18 protein-coding genes are annotated in these 19,446 nt (G+C 72.1%); 12 read left to right on the top strand and 6 right to left on the bottom strand.

Annotated elements, in window-relative coordinates:
- Window positions 1-6: 6 nt before the first annotated feature.
- On the bottom strand, window positions 7-645 hold the full coding sequence (gene cofC / locus NNW99_RS09835) for a 2-phospho-L-lactate guanylyltransferase (protein WP_215118324.1): 639 nt from the start codon (window positions 643-645) through the stop codon (window positions 7-9).
- 159 nt (window positions 646-804) lie between these two features.
- Between cofC and NNW99_RS09830 the strand changes: the two genes are divergently transcribed.
- From NNW99_RS09830 to NNW99_RS09820, 3 genes are read left to right on the top strand one after another with little or no spacing between them, the layout of a single operon-like run.
- Window positions 805-1,608 carry a 1-acyl-sn-glycerol-3-phosphate acyltransferase gene (locus NNW99_RS09830; RefSeq protein ID WP_215118323.1) on the top strand — a complete coding sequence of 268 codons (804 nt, stop codon included), beginning with the start codon at window positions 805-807 and terminating at the stop codon, window positions 1,606-1,608.
- Complete coding sequence (locus tag NNW99_RS09825) at window positions 1,605-2,615, top strand: NAD(P)H-dependent glycerol-3-phosphate dehydrogenase (RefSeq protein WP_215118322.1); 1,011 nt, start codon at window positions 1,605-1,607, stop codon at window positions 2,613-2,615. Before NNW99_RS09830 ends, NNW99_RS09825 begins: the two co-directional genes overlap by 4 nt.
- 59 nt (window positions 2,616-2,674) lie before the next feature.
- A complete protein-coding gene (locus NNW99_RS09820) occupies window positions 2,675-3,832 on the top strand; it encodes a D-alanine--D-alanine ligase family protein (RefSeq protein ID WP_215118321.1) in 1,158 nt (385 codons plus the stop codon).
- Between the two features lie 34 nt (window positions 3,833-3,866).
- Here the strand turns inward: NNW99_RS09820 and NNW99_RS09815 are convergent, their stop codons facing one another.
- Window positions 3,867-4,385 (bottom strand): DUF3515 domain-containing protein, encoded by a 519-nt coding sequence (locus NNW99_RS09815; RefSeq protein WP_370869125.1) that lies wholly within the window; start codon window positions 4,383-4,385, stop codon window positions 3,867-3,869.
- 20 nt (window positions 4,386-4,405) lie between these two features.
- On the bottom strand, window positions 4,406-4,639 hold the full coding sequence (locus NNW99_RS09810) for an Lrp/AsnC family transcriptional regulator (protein WP_215118320.1): 234 nt from the start codon (window positions 4,637-4,639) through the stop codon (window positions 4,406-4,408).
- A gap of 206 nt (window positions 4,640-4,845) precedes the next feature.
- On the opposite strand from NNW99_RS09810, the gene NNW99_RS09805 reads away from it, so the two are divergent.
- Together NNW99_RS09805 and thiD are read left to right on the top strand one after the other, a co-directional pair.
- A complete protein-coding gene (locus tag NNW99_RS09805; RefSeq protein WP_215118319.1) occupies window positions 4,846-5,811 on the top strand; it encodes a thiamine-phosphate kinase in 966 nt (321 codons plus the stop codon).
- Entirely contained in the window at window positions 5,808-6,599 is a 792-nt protein-coding gene (gene thiD, locus NNW99_RS09800; RefSeq protein WP_215118318.1) for a bifunctional hydroxymethylpyrimidine kinase/phosphomethylpyrimidine kinase, read from the top strand. The genes NNW99_RS09805 and thiD overlap by 4 nt, the downstream gene beginning before the upstream one ends.
- 86 nt (window positions 6,600-6,685) lie before the next feature.
- Here the strand turns inward: thiD and rpmB are convergent, their stop codons facing one another.
- Entirely contained in the window at window positions 6,686-6,871 is a 186-nt protein-coding gene (gene rpmB, locus NNW99_RS09795; RefSeq protein ID WP_004924906.1) for a 50S ribosomal protein L28, read from the bottom strand.
- Between the two features lie 248 nt (window positions 6,872-7,119).
- Between rpmB and NNW99_RS09790 the strand changes: the two genes are divergently transcribed.
- Window positions 7,120-8,910 (top strand): DAK2 domain-containing protein, encoded by a 1,791-nt coding sequence (locus NNW99_RS09790; protein ID WP_215118317.1) that lies wholly within the window; start codon window positions 7,120-7,122, stop codon window positions 8,908-8,910.
- 30 nt (window positions 8,911-8,940) lie between these two features.
- Here the strand turns inward: NNW99_RS09790 and NNW99_RS09785 are convergent, their stop codons facing one another.
- Window positions 8,941-11,883, bottom strand: coding sequence for a tetratricopeptide repeat protein (locus NNW99_RS09785; RefSeq protein ID WP_215118316.1), 2,943 nt, complete (start codon window positions 11,881-11,883; stop codon window positions 8,941-8,943).
- Window positions 11,880-13,718: an HSP90 family protein gene (locus NNW99_RS09780; RefSeq protein WP_215118315.1), complete on the bottom strand. Its 1,839-nt coding sequence runs from the start codon at window positions 13,716-13,718 to the stop codon at window positions 11,880-11,882. Before NNW99_RS09780 ends, NNW99_RS09785 begins: the two co-directional genes overlap by 4 nt.
- A 188-nt stretch (window positions 13,719-13,906) precedes the next feature.
- Between NNW99_RS09780 and recG the strand changes: the two genes are divergently transcribed.
- The 6 genes from recG (at window position 13,907) to rpmF (ending at window position 19,434) form a co-directional block, all read left to right on the top strand.
- Window positions 13,907-16,144: an ATP-dependent DNA helicase RecG gene (gene recG / locus NNW99_RS09775; protein ID WP_215118314.1), complete on the top strand. Its 2,238-nt coding sequence runs from the start codon at window positions 13,907-13,909 to the stop codon at window positions 16,142-16,144.
- Between the two features lie 86 nt (window positions 16,145-16,230).
- On the top strand, window positions 16,231-16,818 hold the full coding sequence (gene rsmD, locus NNW99_RS09770; protein ID WP_215118313.1) for a 16S rRNA (guanine(966)-N(2))-methyltransferase RsmD: 588 nt from the start codon (window positions 16,231-16,233) through the stop codon (window positions 16,816-16,818).
- 26 nt (window positions 16,819-16,844) lie between these two features.
- On the top strand, window positions 16,845-17,324 hold the full coding sequence (coaD, locus tag NNW99_RS09765; RefSeq protein ID WP_184598550.1) for a pantetheine-phosphate adenylyltransferase: 480 nt from the start codon (window positions 16,845-16,847) through the stop codon (window positions 17,322-17,324).
- Between the two features lie 58 nt (window positions 17,325-17,382).
- Entirely contained in the window at window positions 17,383-18,486 is a 1,104-nt protein-coding gene (locus tag NNW99_RS09760; protein WP_215118312.1) for a DivIVA domain-containing protein, read from the top strand.
- A gap of 127 nt (window positions 18,487-18,613) precedes the next feature.
- Window positions 18,614-19,258, top strand: coding sequence for a DUF177 domain-containing protein (locus NNW99_RS09755; RefSeq protein WP_189727960.1), 645 nt, complete (start codon window positions 18,614-18,616; stop codon window positions 19,256-19,258).
- Between the two features lie 2 nt (window positions 19,259-19,260).
- Window positions 19,261-19,434: a 50S ribosomal protein L32 gene (gene rpmF, locus NNW99_RS09750; RefSeq protein ID WP_003951102.1), complete on the top strand. Its 174-nt coding sequence runs from the start codon at window positions 19,261-19,263 to the stop codon at window positions 19,432-19,434.
- Window positions 19,435-19,446 lie beyond the last annotated feature (12 nt).

Genomic DNA, 19,446 nt, shown 5'->3' with positions numbered 1-19,446 from the left:
CGCAGCCTACTGCCCGGGGATCAGCAACCGCGCGGCGGCCGCGGCCGTATGAGGACCGACCCCCAGGGCCAGCGCGTTGCGCAGGTCGTCGCCGGTGTCCACGTCCTGGCGTACGGAATCCACGTCGGCGAGGCCCAGTTCCACGGCCCCTGACGCCCGGTGCCGGGCCCGGGAATCGGTGCCGAAGGCCGGGAGCAATTCACGGCCCGGGGCAGCGGCCAGCAGGGTCGTTCCGATAGCGGCCGCGTCCGGGAGAAATGCGCGCGGGAATTCAGCGGCCGCGTCGAGTACCCGGGTCAATTCCGGCGGGCGCAGTGCCGGCAGATCGGCGTTGAGCGCGGCCACCGGACTTTCCCGGCGAGTGGACCGTATGATCCGCGCCCCGTGTGCGAGAGCGGCGTTGAGGCCGCTTCCCGGCTCGTCGGGGATGATCGCGGCGCCGAGTACGGCCAGCTCACGGCCCGCCCGGGCGTCGTCCGTGACGACTGCCACATCCCGTACCGCGGGACAGGCCAGCGCGGCCGCCACGGTGTCCTGGGCGAAGGCGAGCGCCAGGCCCGGCCGCAGCCTGTCGTCCGCGGTGTCCGCAAGCCTGCTCTTGGCCTGGGCCAGGGGTTTCAGGGGTACGACCAACGTCCACTGCACAGGTGTTCCGTCCCTCTCTTGTCGCGGTCATTGTCACCCGGGGCCTCGGGCGGCGGGCAGGTCGGGGCGTACGGTGTTCTCGACAGACCGGCGGCCTGGGGCGACACTTGTGCGGCCCCCCGGTGGCCCCCGCTCCAGGCCCTAGAGGAAGGTGTCCGCGTGCCCCGCCGCAGAATCGGCTTCTGGTACCGCTTCGCCGCGGTGATCTGCAAACCGCCGCTGGTGGTTCTGCTCAGGCGGGACTGGCGCGGAATCGAGCACATTCCGGCTGATGGTGGATTTATCACCGCGGTGAACCACAATTCGCACGTCGATCCCTTCGCTTACGCGCACTTTCAGTACAACACCGGGCGCGTTCCGCGATTCCTCGCGAAGAGCGGGCTTTTCAAGAGCGGATTCGTCGGGGCCGCCATGCGAGGTACCGGGCAGATCCCCGTCTACCGCGAGAGCACGGACGCGCTCAGCGCATTCCGGGCCGCGATCGACGCCGTGAACCGCGGTGAATGCGTCGCCTTCTATCCCGAGGGCACGCTCACCCGCGACCCGGAGGGCTGGCCCATGACCGGCAAGACCGGGGCGGCGCGCGTCGCCCTGGAGACCAAGTGCCCGGTGATCCCCGTCGCCCAGTGGGGCTGCAACGAATTGCTGCCGCCGTACGCGAAGAAGCCGCACCTCCTGCCGCGCAAGACGCACCGCGTGCTCGCCGGACCGCCCGTGGACCTCTCGCGGTTCTACGACCAGGAGATGACGGCGGACCTGCTGAAGGAAGCCACCGAGGTCATCATGGCCGCCGTCACCTGTCAGCTCGAGGAGATCCGCGGGGAGAAGGCGCCCGCCACGCCCTACGACCCGCGCCGGGAGCGGGTCGAACAGCGGCGCCGCACCCAGGCGCAGGCACAGCGGGGCGGGCAGGAATCGGTGCAGTCGGTGCAGTCGGCGCAGGAAGAGGGGCTGGGCAAGTGAGCAAGCCGGTCAAGGCGGCGGTGCTGAGCGCCGGTTCGTGGGGTACGGCGTTCGGCATGGTGCTCGCCGACGCGGGGTGCGAGGTCACCCTGTGGGGGCGCCGTCCGGAGCTCGTGGAGGCCATCAACTCCACCCGCACCAATCCCGACTACTTCCCGGGCGTCGAGCTGCCGGAGAACGTACGGGCCACCACGGATCCCGCGGAAGCCGCCGCGGACGCCGACTTCACGGTCCTCTCGGTCCCCTCGCAGACCCTGCGCGGCAATCTCGCCGACTGGAGCCCGCTGCTCGCCCCGAACACGGTCCTCGTGTCGCTGATGAAGGGCGTCGAACTCGGCTCCGCGATGCGGATGAGCGAGGTCATCGACGACGTCGCCAAGGTCGGCCCGGAGCGCATCGCCGTGGTCACGGGGCCCAATCTGGCCCGGGAGATCGCCGCGCGGATGCCGGCCGCCGCCGTGGTCGCCTGCACCGACGAGGCCGTCGCCCAGCGGCTCCAGGCCGCCTGCCACACGCCGTACTTCCGCCCGTACACCAACACCGACGTCGTCGGCTGTGAACTCGGCGGCGCGGTGAAGAACGTCATCGGGCTGGCCGTCGGCATCGCGGACGGCATGGGCCTCGGCGACAACGCCAAGGGCTCGCTCATCACCCGCGGTCTCGCCGAGACGACCCGGCTCGGCATGGCCCTGGGCGCCGACCCGCTGACCTTCTCCGGACTCGCGGGCCTGGGCGACCTGGTGGCCACCTGCTCCTCGCCGCTGTCCCGCAACCACACCTTCGGCACCAACCTCGGCAAGGGCATGACCCTGCAGGAGACCATCGCGGTCACCAAGCAGACCGCCGAGGGCGTCAAGTCCTGCGAGTCGGTGCTGGATCTGGCCCGGCGGCACGGAGTCGACATGCCGATCACCGAGACGGTCGTGGACATCGTGCACGAGGGCAAGCCTCCGGTGGTGGCCCTCAAGGAGCTGATGTCGCGCAGCGCGAAGCCCGAACGACGCTGAGCGACGCGACGCCGGGGGCGCTGTATCCCAGTCCTACCAACGGGTACTCTCAACCCGATATGAGCACCGAGAACCTCCCCCAGAGCCCCGAGCAGCCGCCTCGCAAGCCGCGTGTGGCCGTCGTGTTCGGCGGGCGCAGCTCCGAACACGGGATCTCCGTGGTCACCGCCGGCGCCGTCCTCAAGGCCATCGACCGGACCAAGTACGACGTCCTGCCGATCGGCATCACCCAGGACGGCCGCTGGGCGCTCACGGCGGACGAACCGGAGCGGATGGCGATCGTCGACCGGCGCCCGCCGAGCGTCGACGCGCTCGCCGAGTCCGACGAGGGCGGCGTGATCCTCCCGGTCGACCCCGCCAACCGCGAAGTCGTCTACAGCGAGCCGGGATCGGTTCCCAAGGCGCTCGGCGAGGTCGACGTGGTCTTTCCGGTGCTGCACGGCCCGTACGGCGAGGACGGCACCCTCCAGGGCCTTCTGGAGCTCTCCGGTGTCCCGTACGTGGGTTCGGGTGTGCTCGCCTCGGCCGTGGGCCAGGACAAGGAGTACATGAAGCGGGTGTTCACCTCCTTCGGGCTCAAGGTGGGCCCGTACGTGGTGGTCCGCCCGCGTGAGTGGGAGCAGGACGAGACCGCCGCCCGCAAGAAGATCGTCGACTTCGCCGGCGAGCACGGCTGGCCGCTGTTCGTGAAGCCCGCGCGCGCCGGTTCCTCGATCGGCATCACCAAGGTCGACGACCTCTCCGGACTCGACGAGGCGATCGCCGAGGCCCAGCGCCACGACCCGAAGATCCTGGTGGAGGCCGCGCTGCGGGGCCGCGAGATCGAGTGCGGCGTCCTGGAGTTCGAGGACGGCCCCCGGGCCTCCGCCCCGGCCGAGATCCCCACGCCCGAGGCGCACGCGTACTACGACTTCGAGGCCAAGTACATCGACTCGACGCCGGGGATCGTGCCCGCGCCGCTGACGCCCGAGGAGACGGCCGAGGTCCAGCGTCTGGCGGTCGGCGCCTTCGACGCGGCGTCCTGCGAGGGCCTGGTCCGCGCGGACTTCTTCCTCACCGAGGACGGCGAGTTCGTGATCAACGAGATCAACACGATGCCCGGCTTCACACCCATCTCGATGTACCCGCAGATGTGGCAGGCGAGCGGGGTGTCCTACCCGGAGCTGGTGGACCGCCTGGTGCAGGCGGCGCTGCGCCGCTCGACGGGCCTGCGCTGAGGCGACCGCGCGTCGCGGGAGGCGTCCGGAGAGGTCAGGAGGCGATCCCCTCGGGGATCGCCTTCTTCACTGCGGAGGCCAGATCGATCAGCACCCCGGAGGTGTCCGGCCCGTCCGGCACGCGTACTTCCACGTACGCCTCCCGGTTGGCGGTGGTGAAGACATGCCCCCCGTCGCCGCGCTCCTCCATCAGCCAGTCCACCCCGTTCACACCCCCGGCGACCGCGTCCGGATCACGTCCGTCGGCCACCTTCGGATCGACCATCTTCGGCGGCTGCGGAACACCGCAGCGCAGTATGATCGCCGGGCTGCCCCAGCCCGCCGTCAGCGCCGACGCGGGCTCGGGATCCTCGCGGCGCTCACCGTCCACCTTCGCGGGCAGTACCTTGTCCAGGTTCCGGCACAGTTCGGTGGCCTTGGCGCCCGGACTGGGAACCGCCGCCGACGCGCTGTCGTCTGCTGAGGAGCAGCCCGCGACAGTGATCAACAGCGCGAGAGCGGGCAGGCGGAACATGCGGAAGACAAAACGGTGCCGGTGACGGAAAGAGTTCACCGGCACAGGGTAGACGGGGGCTAGATATGGACGATCGGGCAGGTCAGGGTGCGGGTGATGCCGTCCACCTGCTGGACCCTGGCGACCACCAGGCGACCGAGATCGTCGACGGTGTCGGCCTGGGCCCGCACGATGACGTCGTACGGTCCTGTCACGTCCTCGGCCTGGACGACCCCAGGGATCTTGCTGATCGTCTCGGCGACGGTCGACGCCTTGCCGACCTCCGTCTGGATCAGGATGTACGCCTGTACCACGGAACCTCCAGGGCGGCCACGAGGATCATGTGGGGAAAAGGAACGCCACGGTATCGCGTCGCCGCTCACCACGGGGAGACCCGTGGGGACCGGGTCTTGCGCGCCGGGGCCCGGGTCCGGCAGAACATGACGGTCACTTCGACCGTAGCGAGGCCCCAGTTGCCTCGCGACCGGGCATGCACAGGGACAGAAGGGGAGAGAGGGCGATGAAGGGCACTGTTGGTGAGCTCGGTGAGTTCGGGCTCATCAGGGAGCTCACCTCCCGTCTGACCACCACCCCGGCGGTCCGGGTCGGCCCCGGCGACGACGCCGCCGTGGTGGCCGCGCCCGACCGCAGGGTCGTGGCCAGTACGGACATCCTGGTGGAGGGCCGGCACTTCCGCCGGGACTGGTCGACGGCCTACGACGTGGGCCGCAAGGCCGCCGCGCAGAACCTCGCCGACATCGCCGCCATGGGCGCCGTACCGACCGCGCTGCTGCTCGGTCTGGTCGTCCCGGCCGAACTGCCGGTGACCTGGCCGAGCGAGCTGATGGACGGCCTGCGCGACGAATGCCAGGTGGCGGGCGCGGCCGTGGTCGGCGGTGACGTCGTACGCGGCGACTCGATCATGGTGTCGATCACGGCGCTCGGCGATCTGCGCAACCAGGAGCCCGTGACGCGGGCGGGCGCGCAGCCCGGCGACCTCGTCGCGGTGACCGGCTGGCTGGGCTGGTCGGCGGCCGGGTACGCGGTGTTGTCGCGGGGGTTCCGCTCGCCGCGCGCGTTCGTGGAGGCCCATCGGCGTCCCGAGCCGCCCTATCACGCGGGTCCGGCCGCCGCCGGGCTCGGGGCGACCGCGATGTGCGATGTGAGCGACGGGCTGATCGCCGACCTCGGGCACATCGCCGAGGCCAGCAAGGTGCGGATCGACATCCGCTCCGGGGCGATCGACATCCCGACCCAGATGAACGACATCGGGCAGGCCGTCGGCGTCGACCCCATGCAGTGGGTGCTGACCGGGGGAGAGGATCACGCGATCGTGGCGACGTTCCCCTCGGACGTGAAGCTGCCCGCCCGCTGGAAGGTCATCGGCGAGGTCCTCAACCCCTCGGCGCTGCCCCAGGTCACGGTCGACGGAGCGCCGTGGACCAGCAAGGGCGGCTGGGACCACTTCGGAGACATAGAGACATGATCCCCAACGTCCTTACGGTGGCGGGCTCCGACTCCGGCGGAGGCGCGGGCATCCAGGCCGACCTGAAGACGATGCTCGCGCTCGGCGTGCACGGCATGAGCGTCGTCACGGCGGTGACCGCGCAGAACTCCCTCGGCGTGCAGGGCGCTTGGGAGCTGCCCGTGGAGGCCGTGCGGGCCCAGTACCGCAGTGTCGTCGACGACATCGGCGTCCAGGCGGTCAAGACCGGCATGCTGGCCTCCGCGGAACTCGTGGAGGCGGTGGCCGAGTTGCTCGCGGGGACGGACGCCCCGGCGGTCGTCGACCCGGTGGGTGTCTCCAAGCACGGCGACTCCCTGCTCGCCGCCTCGGCGCTGGACTCCGTCCGTACGAGGCTGCTGCCGGTGGCGACGGTCGCCACCCCGAACCTCGACGAGGTGGCCCAGCTCACGGGGGTGCGGGTCGAGTCGGAGGAGGAGCTGCGGCGGGCCGCGGCGGCCGTGCTCGCCTATGGGCCGCGCTGGGTGCTGATCAAGGGCGGGCATCTGCCCGGGGACGCGGTCGATCTGCTCACCGACGGCTCCGAGGAGCACTGGCTGCGGGCCCCGCGCCATGACAACCGGCACACGCACGGTACGGGCTGCACGCTGGCCTCCGCGATCGCCTCAGGGCTGGCGAAGGGGCGGTCGGTGCCGGAGGCGGTGACGGCGGCCAAGCAGTACGTCACGGGGGCCGTCGCGGCCGGCTTCGCGCTCGGCGGGGGCATCGGGCCGGTGGATCACGGCTGGCGGTTCCGGGCCGGGGCCTGAGCGAAGGGGCACGGCAAAGAGCCGGTCCACCCTCAGGTGGACCGGCTCTGTAAGCGAACCAGCAGTGGCCGCGCGCTAGCTGAGCGTCAGCGCGAGACCTTGCCGGCCTTGATGCACGAGGTGCAAGCGTTCACGCGCTTCGGCGTCCCGCCCACCACGGTACGCACACGCTGGATGTTCGGGTTCCAGCGACGGGGCGTACGGCGGTGCGAGTGCGAGATGTTGTTGCCGAAGCCCGGCCCCTTGCCGCAGACGTCGCAGTTGGCAGCCACGGGTCACTCCAAAGACTTCAGATGCACTTACGGTTGATCCCGGCATGCCGGGATCAGAATCTAGGAGTCTGAGTGGCGTTGCCAGGGGAATGGCCCGATTGGGATCGGGCAACCGGAGCAGCATACAACGACTGCTCCAGGACAACGAAATTACCATGGCCGGGCCGTGTTCCCACCTGGCCCGCTTCCGGTGAGGACCGCCCCGGAGACTACGCTGCGTGCCACGTCCAGCAGCTGAGGGAGGCGCGGTGGCGCAGGTGCCGCAGACATTCTTCGATGCTCTCGCGGTGCGCACCTGGTGCGGTCTCGCTCTCGAGACCCTGGGGCGGGCGCGTGAGGAGATCGACGCGATCAATGTCTACCCCGTGGCGGACGGGGACACCGGCACGAACCTGTATCTGACCGTGGAGTCCGCGGTCGCGGCGGTCGAGGCGGTGTTCGCGGGCCATGCGGCGGGGTCGGATCCCGAGGGGCCGACCTTCGCCGATGCCGCCCGGGCGATGGCGCACGGGGCGCTCATCGGCGCCCGTGGCAACTCCGGGACGATCCTCGCCCAGCTACTGCGCGGCATGGCCCAGGTGCTGGCCGACGACGAGGCCGCCCACGCGGACGGCCCGGGCCTGCGGCTCGCCCTGCGGCACGCGGCCGACTCCGCCCGTCAGGCCGTGGCCCACCCCGTCGAGGGCACCGTCCTCACGGTCGCCTCGGCCGCCGCCGACGCCGCCGACGGTGCCGAGGGCGACTGCGGGAAGGTGGCCCGGGCGGCCTATGAGGGAGCGCGCACGGCCCTCGCCGCGACCCCGGCCCAGCTGCCCGTCCTGGAACGCGCCGGGGTGGTCGACGCCGGTGGGCGAGGGCTGGTGGCGGTGCTCGGGGCGCTGGTGGAGACGTTCACGGGGGAGACGCCCCGGGTGGTCGCGGCCGGTGTGGTGAGCCTGCCGGGGGCCAGGGCGTCCGGGGGAGTGGCGGCTGCCGGGGCAGTGGTGGCCGAGGAGCCGGTGGGCTTGCGCCCCGGCCCGGATGAGGACCCCCGTGATCTCCACGCGCGCGTGGAGCCCGCCGACGGTCCCGCGCAGGGCGAGTGCGCGGACAGCACCGCCACGGCGCACCAGGACGGCCCCGCCTTCGAGGTGATCTACCTCTTGGAGGCCGAGGACGCGGCCGTGGCGCGGTTGCGGGGGCGGCTCGACGCTCTCGGGGACTCCCTCGTCGTGGTCGGCGGCGACGGGCTGTGGAACGTCCATGTCCATGTCGACGACGCGGGCGCCGCCGTAGAGGCCGGCATCGAGGCCGGGCGGCCCTACCGGATCCGCATCACGCACTTCGGCGCCGGCGATGTGCACACCACCGGCGCCGAGCGGCCGCCCCGGGAACGCGCCCAGCGCGCCGTCGTGGCCGTCGTGCCCGGCGAGGGCCTGGCCGGGCTGTACACCGAGTCCGGCGCGACCACCGTGCTCGCACGCCCCGGGGAGCCGCCCGCGAGCGGAGAGCTCGTACAGGCCGTACGGCGGGCCCACGCGCGCGAGGTCGTGCTGCTGCCCAACGACGCCGAGCTGCGTCACACCGCCGCGGCGGCGGCCGAGCAGGCCCGTACGGAGGGCATCCGCGTGGCCCTCATCCCGACCCGCTCCGCGGTCCAGGGCATCGCCGCGCTGGCCGTGCACGAGCCGGAGCGCCGCTTCGACGAGGACGTGGTGTCGATGACCTCGGCGGCCGGAGCGACCCGCTACGCCGAGGTCACCGTCGCCGAACGCCAGTCCTGGACCATGGCCGGCATCTGCCAGGCCGGCGACGTCCTCGGCCTGATCGACGGCGACGTGGCCGTGATCGGCACGGACGTCGCGGCCACCGCCGGGACCGTCCTGGACCGGATGCTCGCGGCCGGGGGCGAGATGGTCACCCTGGTGCTCGGCGACGAGGCCCCCGAGGCGATCGCCGAGCACCTGGAGGGCCGGGTCCGCGAGGGGTACCTCGCCGTCGACACGGTCGTCTACCGGGGCGGACGGCAGGGGTCCCTGCTCCTCATCGGCGTGGAGTAGGCCCGGATCGGCGCGGGGCAGGCCGGCGACTCACCCCTGCCGCTCCGCCACCGACCGGAGCAGGTGCCCGGCCTCGGCCCGCCGGGCCCGTACCTCCTGGTCCTCGGCGGCCTCCGCGTCGTCGAGGCCGTCGTGTCCCTCGTACGCCGCCAGCACCGTACGCGCGCGTGCGGTGGCCTCGGCGGGGCGGCCCAGGTCGGCCTCCAGCCAGCCCGCGGCCAGTTCGGCGCCGGTGCGGCTGTGCAGGGCGCCGTCGCCGAGAGAGGCGAACACCTCCACCGACCGGACCACTTGGGACAGGGCCGCCTCGATCACGTCCCGGGTCGAGGCGTCTTCGACGTCCTCGGAGACGGAGCGGGCCAGCAGGTCGCCGAACTGTCGGTGGGTGTGGCCGAGTTCGGCTGTGAGCCGGAACCGGGACTCCTCGTCGGCGGCCGTGTCCCGCGCCGCCTCGCACTCCCGGACCGCGCTCGCCATCAGGCCGCGTGCCTCCTCCCGTCCGTCCGGCTCGTGCAACGCCAGCCAGGCGCGGGCGCGCAGGGAGCGGACCAGCCCATGGGTGTTGCCGAGTGCGCGCCACAGGTCGCCCGCACGCGCGTAGGCCCGGTCCGCCTCGGCGGCCAGCCCGGCCTGTCCGAGGGACTCACCGGCCAGGTGGGCGAGGGTGGCGTGGTCGTGCTGCTCGGGCCAGTGCCGGGCGATCTCGGCCGCCTGGAGGCGCTGTTCGGCCGCCGCGCGGTGCTCGCCGAGTTCGCCCAGGCAGTCGCCGAGCCACCACCGCGTCTGCACGACCGCCCCGTCGCCGTGTGTCTCGGCGGTCAGGTCGGGCAGCGCCGACTCCAGCACCTCGGCGGCCTCGGCCCACCGCTCCTGCCGCAGCAGGAACCCGCCGAGCTGCTGCCGTGCCCAGGCACCCAGCGTGGCGCTCTCGCCCGCCTCGTCGGCCCAGTGCGCGGCCTGCAGGGCGTGCTCGGCGGCCTCCACGGCCTCGCCCCGGCCGCCGGTCACCTCGGCGAGCTGGAGATGCAGCTGGGCCTTCCCCGGCGCCTCAAGATGGGCCCCGCCGTGCTCCAGGGCCGCCCGCAGCGCCCGTTCCGCCTCCGCCATGTCGTCGAGGTGGTGGGCCAGGGAGGCCAGCCGGGCCTCGTACTCCACCGCGTACCAGGGCAGCCCGGCCGCGACGAACGCCGCCGCGCCCCGCGCGAACAGCTCCGCGGCCGACTTCAGGTCCCCGGCCAGTCCCGCCAGCTCGGCGAGCATCGCCTGCGCCTCGGCGGCCCGCGCGGCCAGTCGTACGTCCTCGCCGGTCCGTCCGTCGACGAGTGCCAGGAGTGCGCGGACGGCGGCCTCGGCCTCGGCGAGCGCCGCCTCCGTCCCGGGCCCCTCGGCCTCGTGCGCCCGGCGCATCAGGATCCGGGCCCGGCCCATCACGACGGACGCCGTCTGGCGCAGGCCCGTGCGGTCGGCTGCGTACAGCGCCAGGATCTCGTCGTACGGGCCGGCCACGGCCGCGACCGCCTCGGTCACCTCGCCCCCGAGTGCGCGTACGTACGCCGCACGCGCGCGTGCCGCCAGGGCCTCGCCCGGGTCGCCGGCCTCCGCGTACAGCTCGGCGGCCCGCTCGAAGAGCGCGGCACCCTCCGGGCCGAGGCCCATCGCCTCGTGGTCCGCGATCTCGGCCCGGTCGCGCGGGTCCAGCTCGACGCCCTCCGCCGCCCCGGCGACCGCCGCCCACGCCTCCACGGCGTTCGGCCGCAGGGTGTCCGACAGCCGCCGCGCCTCGGCCAGCAGGGCCGGCAGGTCCGGCCGCGCGGTGACAGCGGTCGTCACGGCAGGGGGAGCGGGCGCGGGGACCGTCCGCACCGACCGCACCCCAAGCGGCAGCCGCTCCACCAGGGGTTGCCGCTCCATACGCGCGCGTGCCCGCTCGCTGACGTGGGCCGTGCCGTTGCGCTCGTCGAAGCGCGCCGCCAGCGCCAGGGCCTCCGCACGCGCGTGCGCGGCCAGTTCCCGGGCGGTCCACTCCCGGCCGGGCGGGCCCGGCACCTGCCGGTCGCCGAGACCGAGTCCGGTCAGACGGTCCATGAGCAGGGCCACCACGCTCATGAAGTCCAGCCTGCTCTGCGGCTGCCCGTCGTCCGTGAAGTAGGCGGGCCGCTCCGCGAGCAGTTCGAGTCCGCGCGCCTCGTTCCCGGTCAGCGCGCAGAACTCCACGTGCTCCGCGTAGGCGCCGCGCATGCTCTCCATGGCCCGGACGAGCCGGACGCCCCGCAGATGGTGCGCGCGGGCCTCGTCGAGGCGGCCCAGCCGCAGCAGCGGCACCAGGGAGGAGGCGAGGGCCGTGTGCGGCTCGTGGGCGCAGGCGTACTCGCCCTCCAGCACCGGCCGCCACAGCTCCACGGCCTCCGCGTCCCGGCCCAGCTCCGCCTGCCACCAGCCCTGCCCGTGCAGCTCGCACGCGTGGCAGTCGGCCATGGCGTCCCGGTCGGCGGCCAGCCACGCGGCGTACGCACGCTCGGCTCGCGCGACGTCCCCGACATGGGCGGCCACGCTGTGCTCGGCGCCGCGCACGGCCCGCTCGGAGTGCCCGGCGAGCCGGTAGCGGTGCTCCATCTCGCCGAGCCACTTCTCGATCGACGCGAGCGGGATGTGCGGCTGGTCGAGCATGCCGGACGACACCCACTTGAAGACCCAGTGCAGCGAGTGCGTCTCGTACTCGTCGAAGTCCTCGGGGTGTTCGTCCCACAGGCGCAGCAGCCGCGCGAAGGGGACGAACATCTTCCCCTTCTCGGAGCTGTAGTTGTAGACCTTGAGCTGGTGCCCGAGCGCCTCGATCACGGCGAGCGGCACGTTCAGCTTCTCGGCCGCCGTCAGCAGCTCCTCCGCCCGCGCGTTGCGGGCGGGCCCCTCCGGTTCGTCGGAGTTCTCCGCCATCGCCCGGCGCAGGGCGTCGAAGTCGGTGATCTCACTCATGCCTGACCGTCCTCGCTGTGCGTGGCCCACTCCAGGAGACCGATGAACGCGCGGTTGAGCAGCGCCGAGTCGGCGGGCCTCAGCGGCCGCTGCGCCATCAGCAGGGCCTGCCCGTACAGCGACTCCGTCGCCGTGCCGATCAGCTCCGGGTCGTGCAGCGCGCTGATCCGCCGGACCAGCGGATTGAGGTGGTTGAGCACCAGACGCGCGCGGGGAGCACTGCCGCGCAGGGAGCCGAGGATGCCCGCCCACAGGTCGTCGGCCTGCGCCTCGGCGTCGGCCCGGGCCTGTTCGTGCCGGGCGTCCCGGTCGTCGAGGTGCAGCGCGGGCACCGAGAGCGGGTTGAAGGCCCGCAGCACCACATCGCAGCCCAGCTGGTCGAGCCGGGCCCGTGCCGCCGCGAGGAAGCCCGACAGGGCCAGCTCCTCGGCCGGGTCGACCGCGTCCAGATGGGCGGTCACCGTGTCCGCGTCCAGCTCGGCGACCACGGTCCCCGGCCGCACCGAGGGCAACGCCTCCACCAGCTCGCTGTCGTACGTGTAGCCGCCGTTGATCACGCCGATGCCCTGCGCGGACGCGATCGGCGCGACCTGCCGGTACTCCTCGACGGTCCGCGTGAAGTGCACCACCGGGTGCCGCTGCGCGAACTCCTCCAGGGACAGCCGCCCGTCGGTCGTCTCGAAGGGCAGCCACGGCAGCATCGTGCGCAGCATCTCGCGGTCGTGCCGGGCCAGCGACTTCACACCCAGGTGGTGCACCGACAGGAACGCGGCCAGCCGCTCCGGATCACCGGCCGCCAGGCCCGTCAGCCACCCGCGGATCCGCTCGCCCAGCGCCTCCCGTACGGCGGCCAGGGTCTCGTCCTCGTACAGCGACTCGCGCGAGGCCGTCGGCCGCAGACTGTCCGTGTCGAGCACACAGCGCACGAAGAACGCCCAGTCGGGCAGCAGCTGCTCGGCCCGCTCGGTCAGCAGCATGCCCTTGAGGTGCACGCGATGACCCGCGCGCTGGGCCGGGCTGACCGCCGACGGCAGCACATACGCCACCCCGCGGATGCCGGCCAGCGGCACGGCCAGGTCGATCGTGTCCAACGGCGTGAAGCCGAACAGGTCGTGGCAGTGCCGGGCGAGGGCGACGCGGCGACCCGCCGGGCTCGGATACGAACGGTCCCAGGGCGCGGGCAGGTCGGTGACCGCCTCGCCGCCCACCCGGACGTCGTACGGCAGCAGCGACCCGAAGTCTCGTGCCAGGGCCGCGACCCGCTCGGGCGTGAGCCACTCCGCCGCCCCCGCCCGGGCCACCAGATGCACGGTGGTGCCCGGTTCGGGGCGCTCGGCGTCCGGCAGCGTCCGCACGGTGTACGAACCGTCGTCCCGGGCCGTCCACTCCACGGGCGGCTCCCCGGGCGCACGGGCGCTGCGGCTGACGACCCGGATCCGCTCGGCCACGACGAAACAGGCCAGCAGCCCGATGCCGAACTGCCCGAGGAAGTCGGAGCGGGCCTCCTGAAGGCCCTCGGCACGCTTGGAACTGCGTCCGATCGTGGCGAGCAGACTGTGCACGTCCGCCTCGGTGAGCCCGACGCCGGTGTCCTCGACCCGCAGGGCGCCGCCCTCCGCGTACAACCGCACCCGGGCGGGGGCGTCGGGCTCCGCCGCGCGTCTGGCGGTGATGGCGTCCACCGCGTTCTGCAGCAGCTCGCGCAGATACACCTTGGGACTGGAGTAGAGATGGTGGGAGAGCAGGTCCACCAGACCACGCAGGTCGACCTGGAAGGTGTGAGGTGACTGGGGCGAACGGGGTGCCTGGGAAGCCTGTGAGGTCTCGGAATCCATCTTCACGGCGCCGGTGGGGGACTCGCGACGGCGCGGGGTCGGGCGGTCCCGATGAGGCGGTGACCGCGAGGAAGGGCCGGGAGCGCGTCATCCTAAGGCCGGAACCACCCGTCTGACCAGCGATTTCCGGGACGTGTACGGCAACGTGCGCCGCCGCCTCTACGGCATTGTCAGTGGCGTGGTGTGCAATGGATCTCGTGCCCGCACTGGAAGAACCGCTGCAACAACCGCTGAAGTCGGTGCTCGGCCCCGCCACCGCGAAGGTGATGGCCGAGCATCTCGGCCTGCTCACCGTCGGCGACCTGCTCCACCACTACCCGCGCAGATACGAGGAGCGCGGCCAGCTCACCCACCTCGCCGAACTCCCCATGGACGAGCACGTCACCGTGGTCGCCCAGGTGGCCGACGCCCGCCTGCACAGCTTCGCCTCCGCCAAGGCCCCGCGCGGCAAGGGCCAGCGCCTGGAGGTCACCATCACGGACGGCAGCGGCCGCCTCCAACTGGTCTTCTTCGGCGCCGGTGTTCACAAGCCCCACAAGGAGCTCCTGCCGGGCACGCGCGCGATGTTCGCGGGCAAGGTCTCCGTCTTCAACCGCCGCCTCCAACTCGCCCACCCGGCCTACGAGTTGCTGCGCGGCGACCCCGATGACCCCGACGAGTCCGTCGAGACCTGGGCCGGCGCCCTGATCCCGATCTACCCCGCCACCGCCAAGCTGGAGTCCTGGAAGATCGGCAAGGCCCTCCAGACGGTCCTGCCCACGGCCCAGGAGGCCCTCGACCCGCTGCCGGACTCCCTGCGCCAGGGCCGCGGCCTGGTCCCCCTCCCCGAGGCCCTGCTCAAGATCCACCGCCCGCACACCAAGGCGGACATCGAGGACGCCCGGGCCCGCCTCAAGTGGGACGAGGCCTTCGTCCTCCAGGTCGCCCTCGCCCGTCGCCGCCACGCGGACGCCCAACTCCCGGCGGTGCCCCGCAAGCTCACGCCCGACGGCCTCCTCGCCTCTTTCGACGACCGCCTCCCCTTCACCCTCACCGACGGCCAGCAGCGGGTCTCCCGGGAGATCTTCGACGACCTGGCCACCGACCATCCGATGCACCGGCTGCTCCAGGGCGAGGTCGGATCGGGCAAGACCATGGTCGCCCTGCGCGCCATGCTCGCCGTGGTCGACGCCGGCGGGCAGGCCGCCATGCTCGCGCCCACCGAAGTGCTCGCCCAGCAGCACCACAGATCGATCGTCGAGATGATGGGCGAGCTGGCCGAGGGCGGCATGCTGGGCGGCGCCGAGAAGGCCACCAAGGTGGTGCTGCTCACCGGCTCCATGGGCGCGGCGGCCCGCCGTCACGCCCTGCTCGACCTCACCACCGGCGAGGCCGGCGTCGTCATCGGCACCCACGCGCTGATCGAGGACAAGGTGCGGTTCCACGACCTGGGCCTGGTCGTGGTCGACGAACAGCACCGCTTCGGCGTCGAGCAGCGCGACGCCCTGCGCGGCAAGGGCAAACAGCCCCCGCACCTCCTGGTCATGACCGCCACGCCCATCCCGCGCACGGTGGCCATGACGGTCTTCGGCGACCTGGAGACCTCCGTCCTCGACCAGCTCCCGGCCGGCCGCTCGCCCATCGCCAGCCATGTCGTTCCGGCCGCCGACAAGCCCCACTTCCTGGCCCGCGCCTGGGAGCGGGTCCGCGAGGAAGTGGGCAACGGCCATCAGGCCTATGTCGTCTGCCCGCGCATCGGTGACGAGGAGGACGACCCCAAGAAGCCCGGCAAGAAGAAGCCGCCCGAGTCCCCGGAGGACGCCGCCGAGAAGCGCCCGCCCCTCGCGGTCCTCGACGTGGCGGACCAGCTCTCCAAGGGCCCCCTCCAAGGCGTCCGGGTCGAGGTCCTGCACGGCCGTATGCAGCCCGACGACAAGGACGCGGTCATGCGCCGCTTCGCCGCAGGCGAGACCGACGTCCTGGTCGCCACCACGGTCATCGAGGTCGGCGTCAACGTCCCCAACGCCACCGTCATGGTGATCATGGACGCCGACCGCTTCGGCGTCTCCCAGCTCCACCAGCTGCGCGGCCGCGTCGGCCGTGGCTCGGCGCCCGGCCTGTGCCTCCTCGTCAGCGAGATGCCCGAGGCGAGCGCGGCCCGCCAGCGCCTGAACGCCGTCGCCGCCACCCTCGACGGCTTCGAGCTCTCCCGCATCGACCTGGAACAACGCCGCGAGGGCGACGTCCTGGGCCAGGCCCAGTCGGGCGCCCGGACGTCTCTGCGGATGCTCGCGGTCATCGAGGACGAGGAGATCATCGCCGAGGCGCGGGAGGAGGCGACAGCGGTGGTGGCATCCGACCCGGACCTGACCCACCTGCCCGCGCTCAGGACGGCTCTGGACGCCCTCCTGGACGAGGAGAGGGAGCAGTACCTGGAAAAGGGCTGAGGGCGAATGCCCCTCTCTTAGGGGCGCGGGGAACTGCGCGACCAGCCACACTGATACCTGAACCCGCCCACGACCAAGGACCACAGATGACGCGCGTGATCGCCGGCCAGGCCGGCGGACGCCGCCTGGCCGTCCCGCCAGGCACCGGAACCCGCCCCACATCGGACCGCGCCCGAGAGGGCCTGTTCTCCACCTGGCAATCCCTCCTCGGCGGCCCCCTGGAAGGCGAACGCGTCCTCGACCTCTACGCCGGCTCGGGAGCCGTAGGCCTGGAGGCCCTCTCCCGAGGCGCGGGCCACACCCTCCTCGTCGAAGCCGACGCCCGAGCGACCCGCACGGTCCGCGAGAACGTGAAGTCCCTGGGTCTCCCCGGCGCCGAGGTCAGATCAGGCAAAGCGGAACAGATCATCCGTACGCCGAACCCCGGCGACCCCTACGACCTCGTCTTCCTCGACCCCCCGTACGCCGTCACGGACGACGATCTTCGCGAGATCCTGCTCACACTCCGCACGGAAGGCTGGCTCGCGGAAGAAGCCCTCGTCACCGTGGAGCGCAGCACCAGAGGCGGTGAATTCCGGTGGCCCGAGGGTTTCGAACCCCTCCGGGCCCGCCGCTACGGCGAGGGAACGTTTTGGTACGGTCGCGCCGCCTCTACGTGCGAAGACGCACGATGACCGGACCGGAGAGCGAGGGAACACAAGTGCGCCGCGCCGTCTGTCCCGGGTCGTTCGACCCGATCACCAACGGACACCTCGACATCATCTCCCGCGCCTCCAGGCTGTACGACGAGGTCTATGTCGCGGTGATGATCAACCAGGCCAAGAAGGGCCTGTTCGAGATCGAGGAGCGGATCGACCTGATCCGCCGGGTCACCGCCGAGTACGGCAACGTCCGGGTCGAGGCCTTCCACGGCCTGCTCGTCGACTTCTGCAAGCAGCGCGACATCCCCGCCATCGTCAAGGGCCTGCGCGCGGTCAGCGACTTCGACTACGAGCTGCAGATGGCCCAGATGAACAACGGCCTCTCGGGCGTGGAGACCCTCTTCATCCCCACCAACCCCACCTACAGCTTCCTGTCGTCCTCCCTGGTCAAGGAGGTCGCGACCTGGGGCGGGGACGTCTCCCACCTGGTCCCGGCGGAGGTCCTCCAGGAGCTCAACGAGCGTCTGCGCAAGGACTGATGGGACTACAGTCGTCCCGTCCGTCTCCAACGCATCTGTAGAGAGTGGCGAGCACACGGTGGACGTGCAGAAGAAGCTCGACGAGATCGTCTCCGCGGTCTCCGGCGCCCGGTCCATGCCCATGTCGGCCTCGTGCGTGGTCAACCGCGCCGAACTGCTCTCGCTGCTGGAAGAGGTGCGCGCGGCGCTGCCCGACTCGCTCGCCCAGGCCCAGGAGCTGATCGGCGGCCGCGAGCAGATGGTCGAGCACGCCCGCCAGGAGGCCGAGCGCATCATCGGGCAGGCGCACGCCGAGCGCGGCTCCCTGATCTCCGACACCGAGGTCGCCCGCCGTTCCCAGGCGGAGGCCGACCGGATCCTCACCGAGGCCCGCCAGGAGGCCGAGGAGGTCCGCGCCGAGGCCGACGACTACGTCGACTCCAAGCTCGCCAACTTCGAGGTCGTCCTCACCAAGACCCTCGGCTCCGTCGGCCGCGGCCGCGAGAAGCTCCTCGGTACCGGCCCCGGCATCGACGAGCAGGGCTACGAGGACGAGGACGCCCCCGAGCGCAGCCAGGACCCGGAGACCCTGCGCCGTACGGCCGACGAGTACGTCCACGCCAAGCTGGGCTCCTTCGAGGCGGTCCTCGCCAAGACCCTGGAGGCCGTCGGCCGCGGCCGGCAGAAGCTGCACGGCCGTATCGCCAGCGACGACCTCGGCGCCCTCGCCGGCGACCTCAGCACGGTCCAGCACTCCAGCGACGCCGACTACCTCGCCGACCTGGCCGCCCTCGCGGACCAGAAGCCCCCGGCCGAGCAGCCCGCCCAGCAGCCCGACTACGGGCCGCCGCAGCCGGCCTACGCCCCGGCCGCCGCCTACGATCCGGCGACCGGCGCTCCCGTCCCGCAGCAGCCCGCCCCCTACGGCGGCGGCTACCCGCAGCAGCCCTACGCCGCCCAGCAGGACCCGTACGGCTACCAGCACGCCGATCCCTACGCCTACCAGGGCTACGACCCTCAGCAGGCCGCGTACGACCCGAACCAGGCCCAGCAGGCCCAGCAGGCGCAACAAGCCCAGCAGGGCCAGCAGGGATACGCCCTCGACGAGACCAGCCTCTTCGACACCGGCATGATCACCGCCGAGCAGATCCGCGCCTACGAGCAGGGTCGCGGCAACGGCTGAGCACCGGATTGGGCCGACAGCGAAAGGTCCAGTATCCTGGCTCTTCGGTCGCGCGTACGTCCGCGATCCACGCTGCCCGCAACACCGAAGGGCGGCGACCTCTCAGCTCGCAAGATCGAAAGCAGGAATGGCTCTGAACGCCCGCCTCGACCACCGAAACCCCCTCGTGTTCGACACGCACGAGCTGGGCCGGCGGCCCGGTGCGCTGCAGCGCCTGACCCGCACGGTCGACGCTCCCAAGGACTTCGGTATCAAGGGAGTCATCGGAGTGCCGGAAGGCGCCCCGGTGGAGCTCGAACTCCGCCTGGAGTCGGTCATGGAAGGGGTGCTTGTCACAGGCACCGCCCGTGCCGGGGCCGAGGGGGAGTGCGTAAGGTGTCTGGAGCCGCTTCAGCTCGACGTCGAAGCGGAATTCCAGGAGATGTTCTCGTACCCTGACGCCGACGACCGGGGCCGCGTGATCGCGGAACCGGGCGACGACGCCGAGGACGACGAGGACAGGCTCTTCCTCGAGGACGGCTTGTTCGACCTCGAGACCGTGCTGCGTGATGCGGTGGTGCTCGCACTGCCGATGCAGCCGGTGTGCCAGGAAGACTGCCCTGGTCTGTGTGCCGAATGCGGCGCGCGGCTGGCGGACGACCCGGACCACCACCACGACGCCGTCGACATCCGTTGGGCGGCTTTGCAGGGACTCGCCGGCACCATGAAGGACGGCGAGAAGGACGAGATGAGCGGCGCCGAACCGGGCGTCGACGAGAAGCAGGAGAAGTAGCCGTGGCTGTTCCGAAGCGGAAGATGTCGCGCAGCAACACGCGCCACCGCCGGTCGCAGTGGAAGGCTGCGGTCCCCACCCTGGTTGCGTGCGAGCGCTGCCACGAGCCCAAGCAGCAGCACATCGCGTGCCCGTCTTGCGGCACCTACAACAAGCGCCAGGTCCTCGAGGTCTGAGCGGCTGGTGAG

The organism is Streptomyces sp. CRCS-T-1, from assembly GCF_024442335.1.
GTDB classification, from domain to species: domain Bacteria; phylum Actinomycetota; class Actinomycetes; order Streptomycetales; family Streptomycetaceae; genus Streptomyces; species Streptomyces koelreuteriae.
Note: the sequence above shows the minus strand (reverse complement) of the source record. Positions and strands in the feature narration are given on the sequence as shown.

Bases quoted from the DNA above. Each gene is read 5' to 3' on its own strand.
- NNW99_RS09820 (WP_215118321.1), top strand. From the start codon at position 2,675: ATGAGCACCGAGAACCTCCCCCAGAGCCCCGAGCAGCCGCCTCGCAAG.
- NNW99_RS09805 (WP_215118319.1), top strand. From the start codon at position 4,846: ATGAAGGGCACTGTTGGTGAGCTCGGTGAGTTCGGGCTCATCAGGGAG.
- thiD (WP_215118318.1), top strand. From the start codon at position 5,808: ATGATCCCCAACGTCCTTACGGTGGCGGGCTCCGACTCCGGCGGAGGC.
- NNW99_RS09785 (WP_215118316.1), bottom strand. From the start codon at position 11,883: ATGAGTGAGATCACCGACTTCGACGCCCTGCGCCGGGCGATGGCGGAG.
- NNW99_RS09780 (WP_215118315.1), bottom strand. From the start codon at position 13,718: ATGGATTCCGAGACCTCACAGGCTTCCCAGGCACCCCGTTCGCCCCAG.
- recG (WP_215118314.1), top strand. From the start codon at position 13,907: ATGGATCTCGTGCCCGCACTGGAAGAACCGCTGCAACAACCGCTGAAG.
- rsmD (WP_215118313.1), top strand. From the start codon at position 16,231: ATGACGCGCGTGATCGCCGGCCAGGCCGGCGGACGCCGCCTGGCCGTC.
- NNW99_RS09755 (WP_189727960.1), top strand. From the start codon at position 18,614: ATGGCTCTGAACGCCCGCCTCGACCACCGAAACCCCCTCGTGTTCGAC.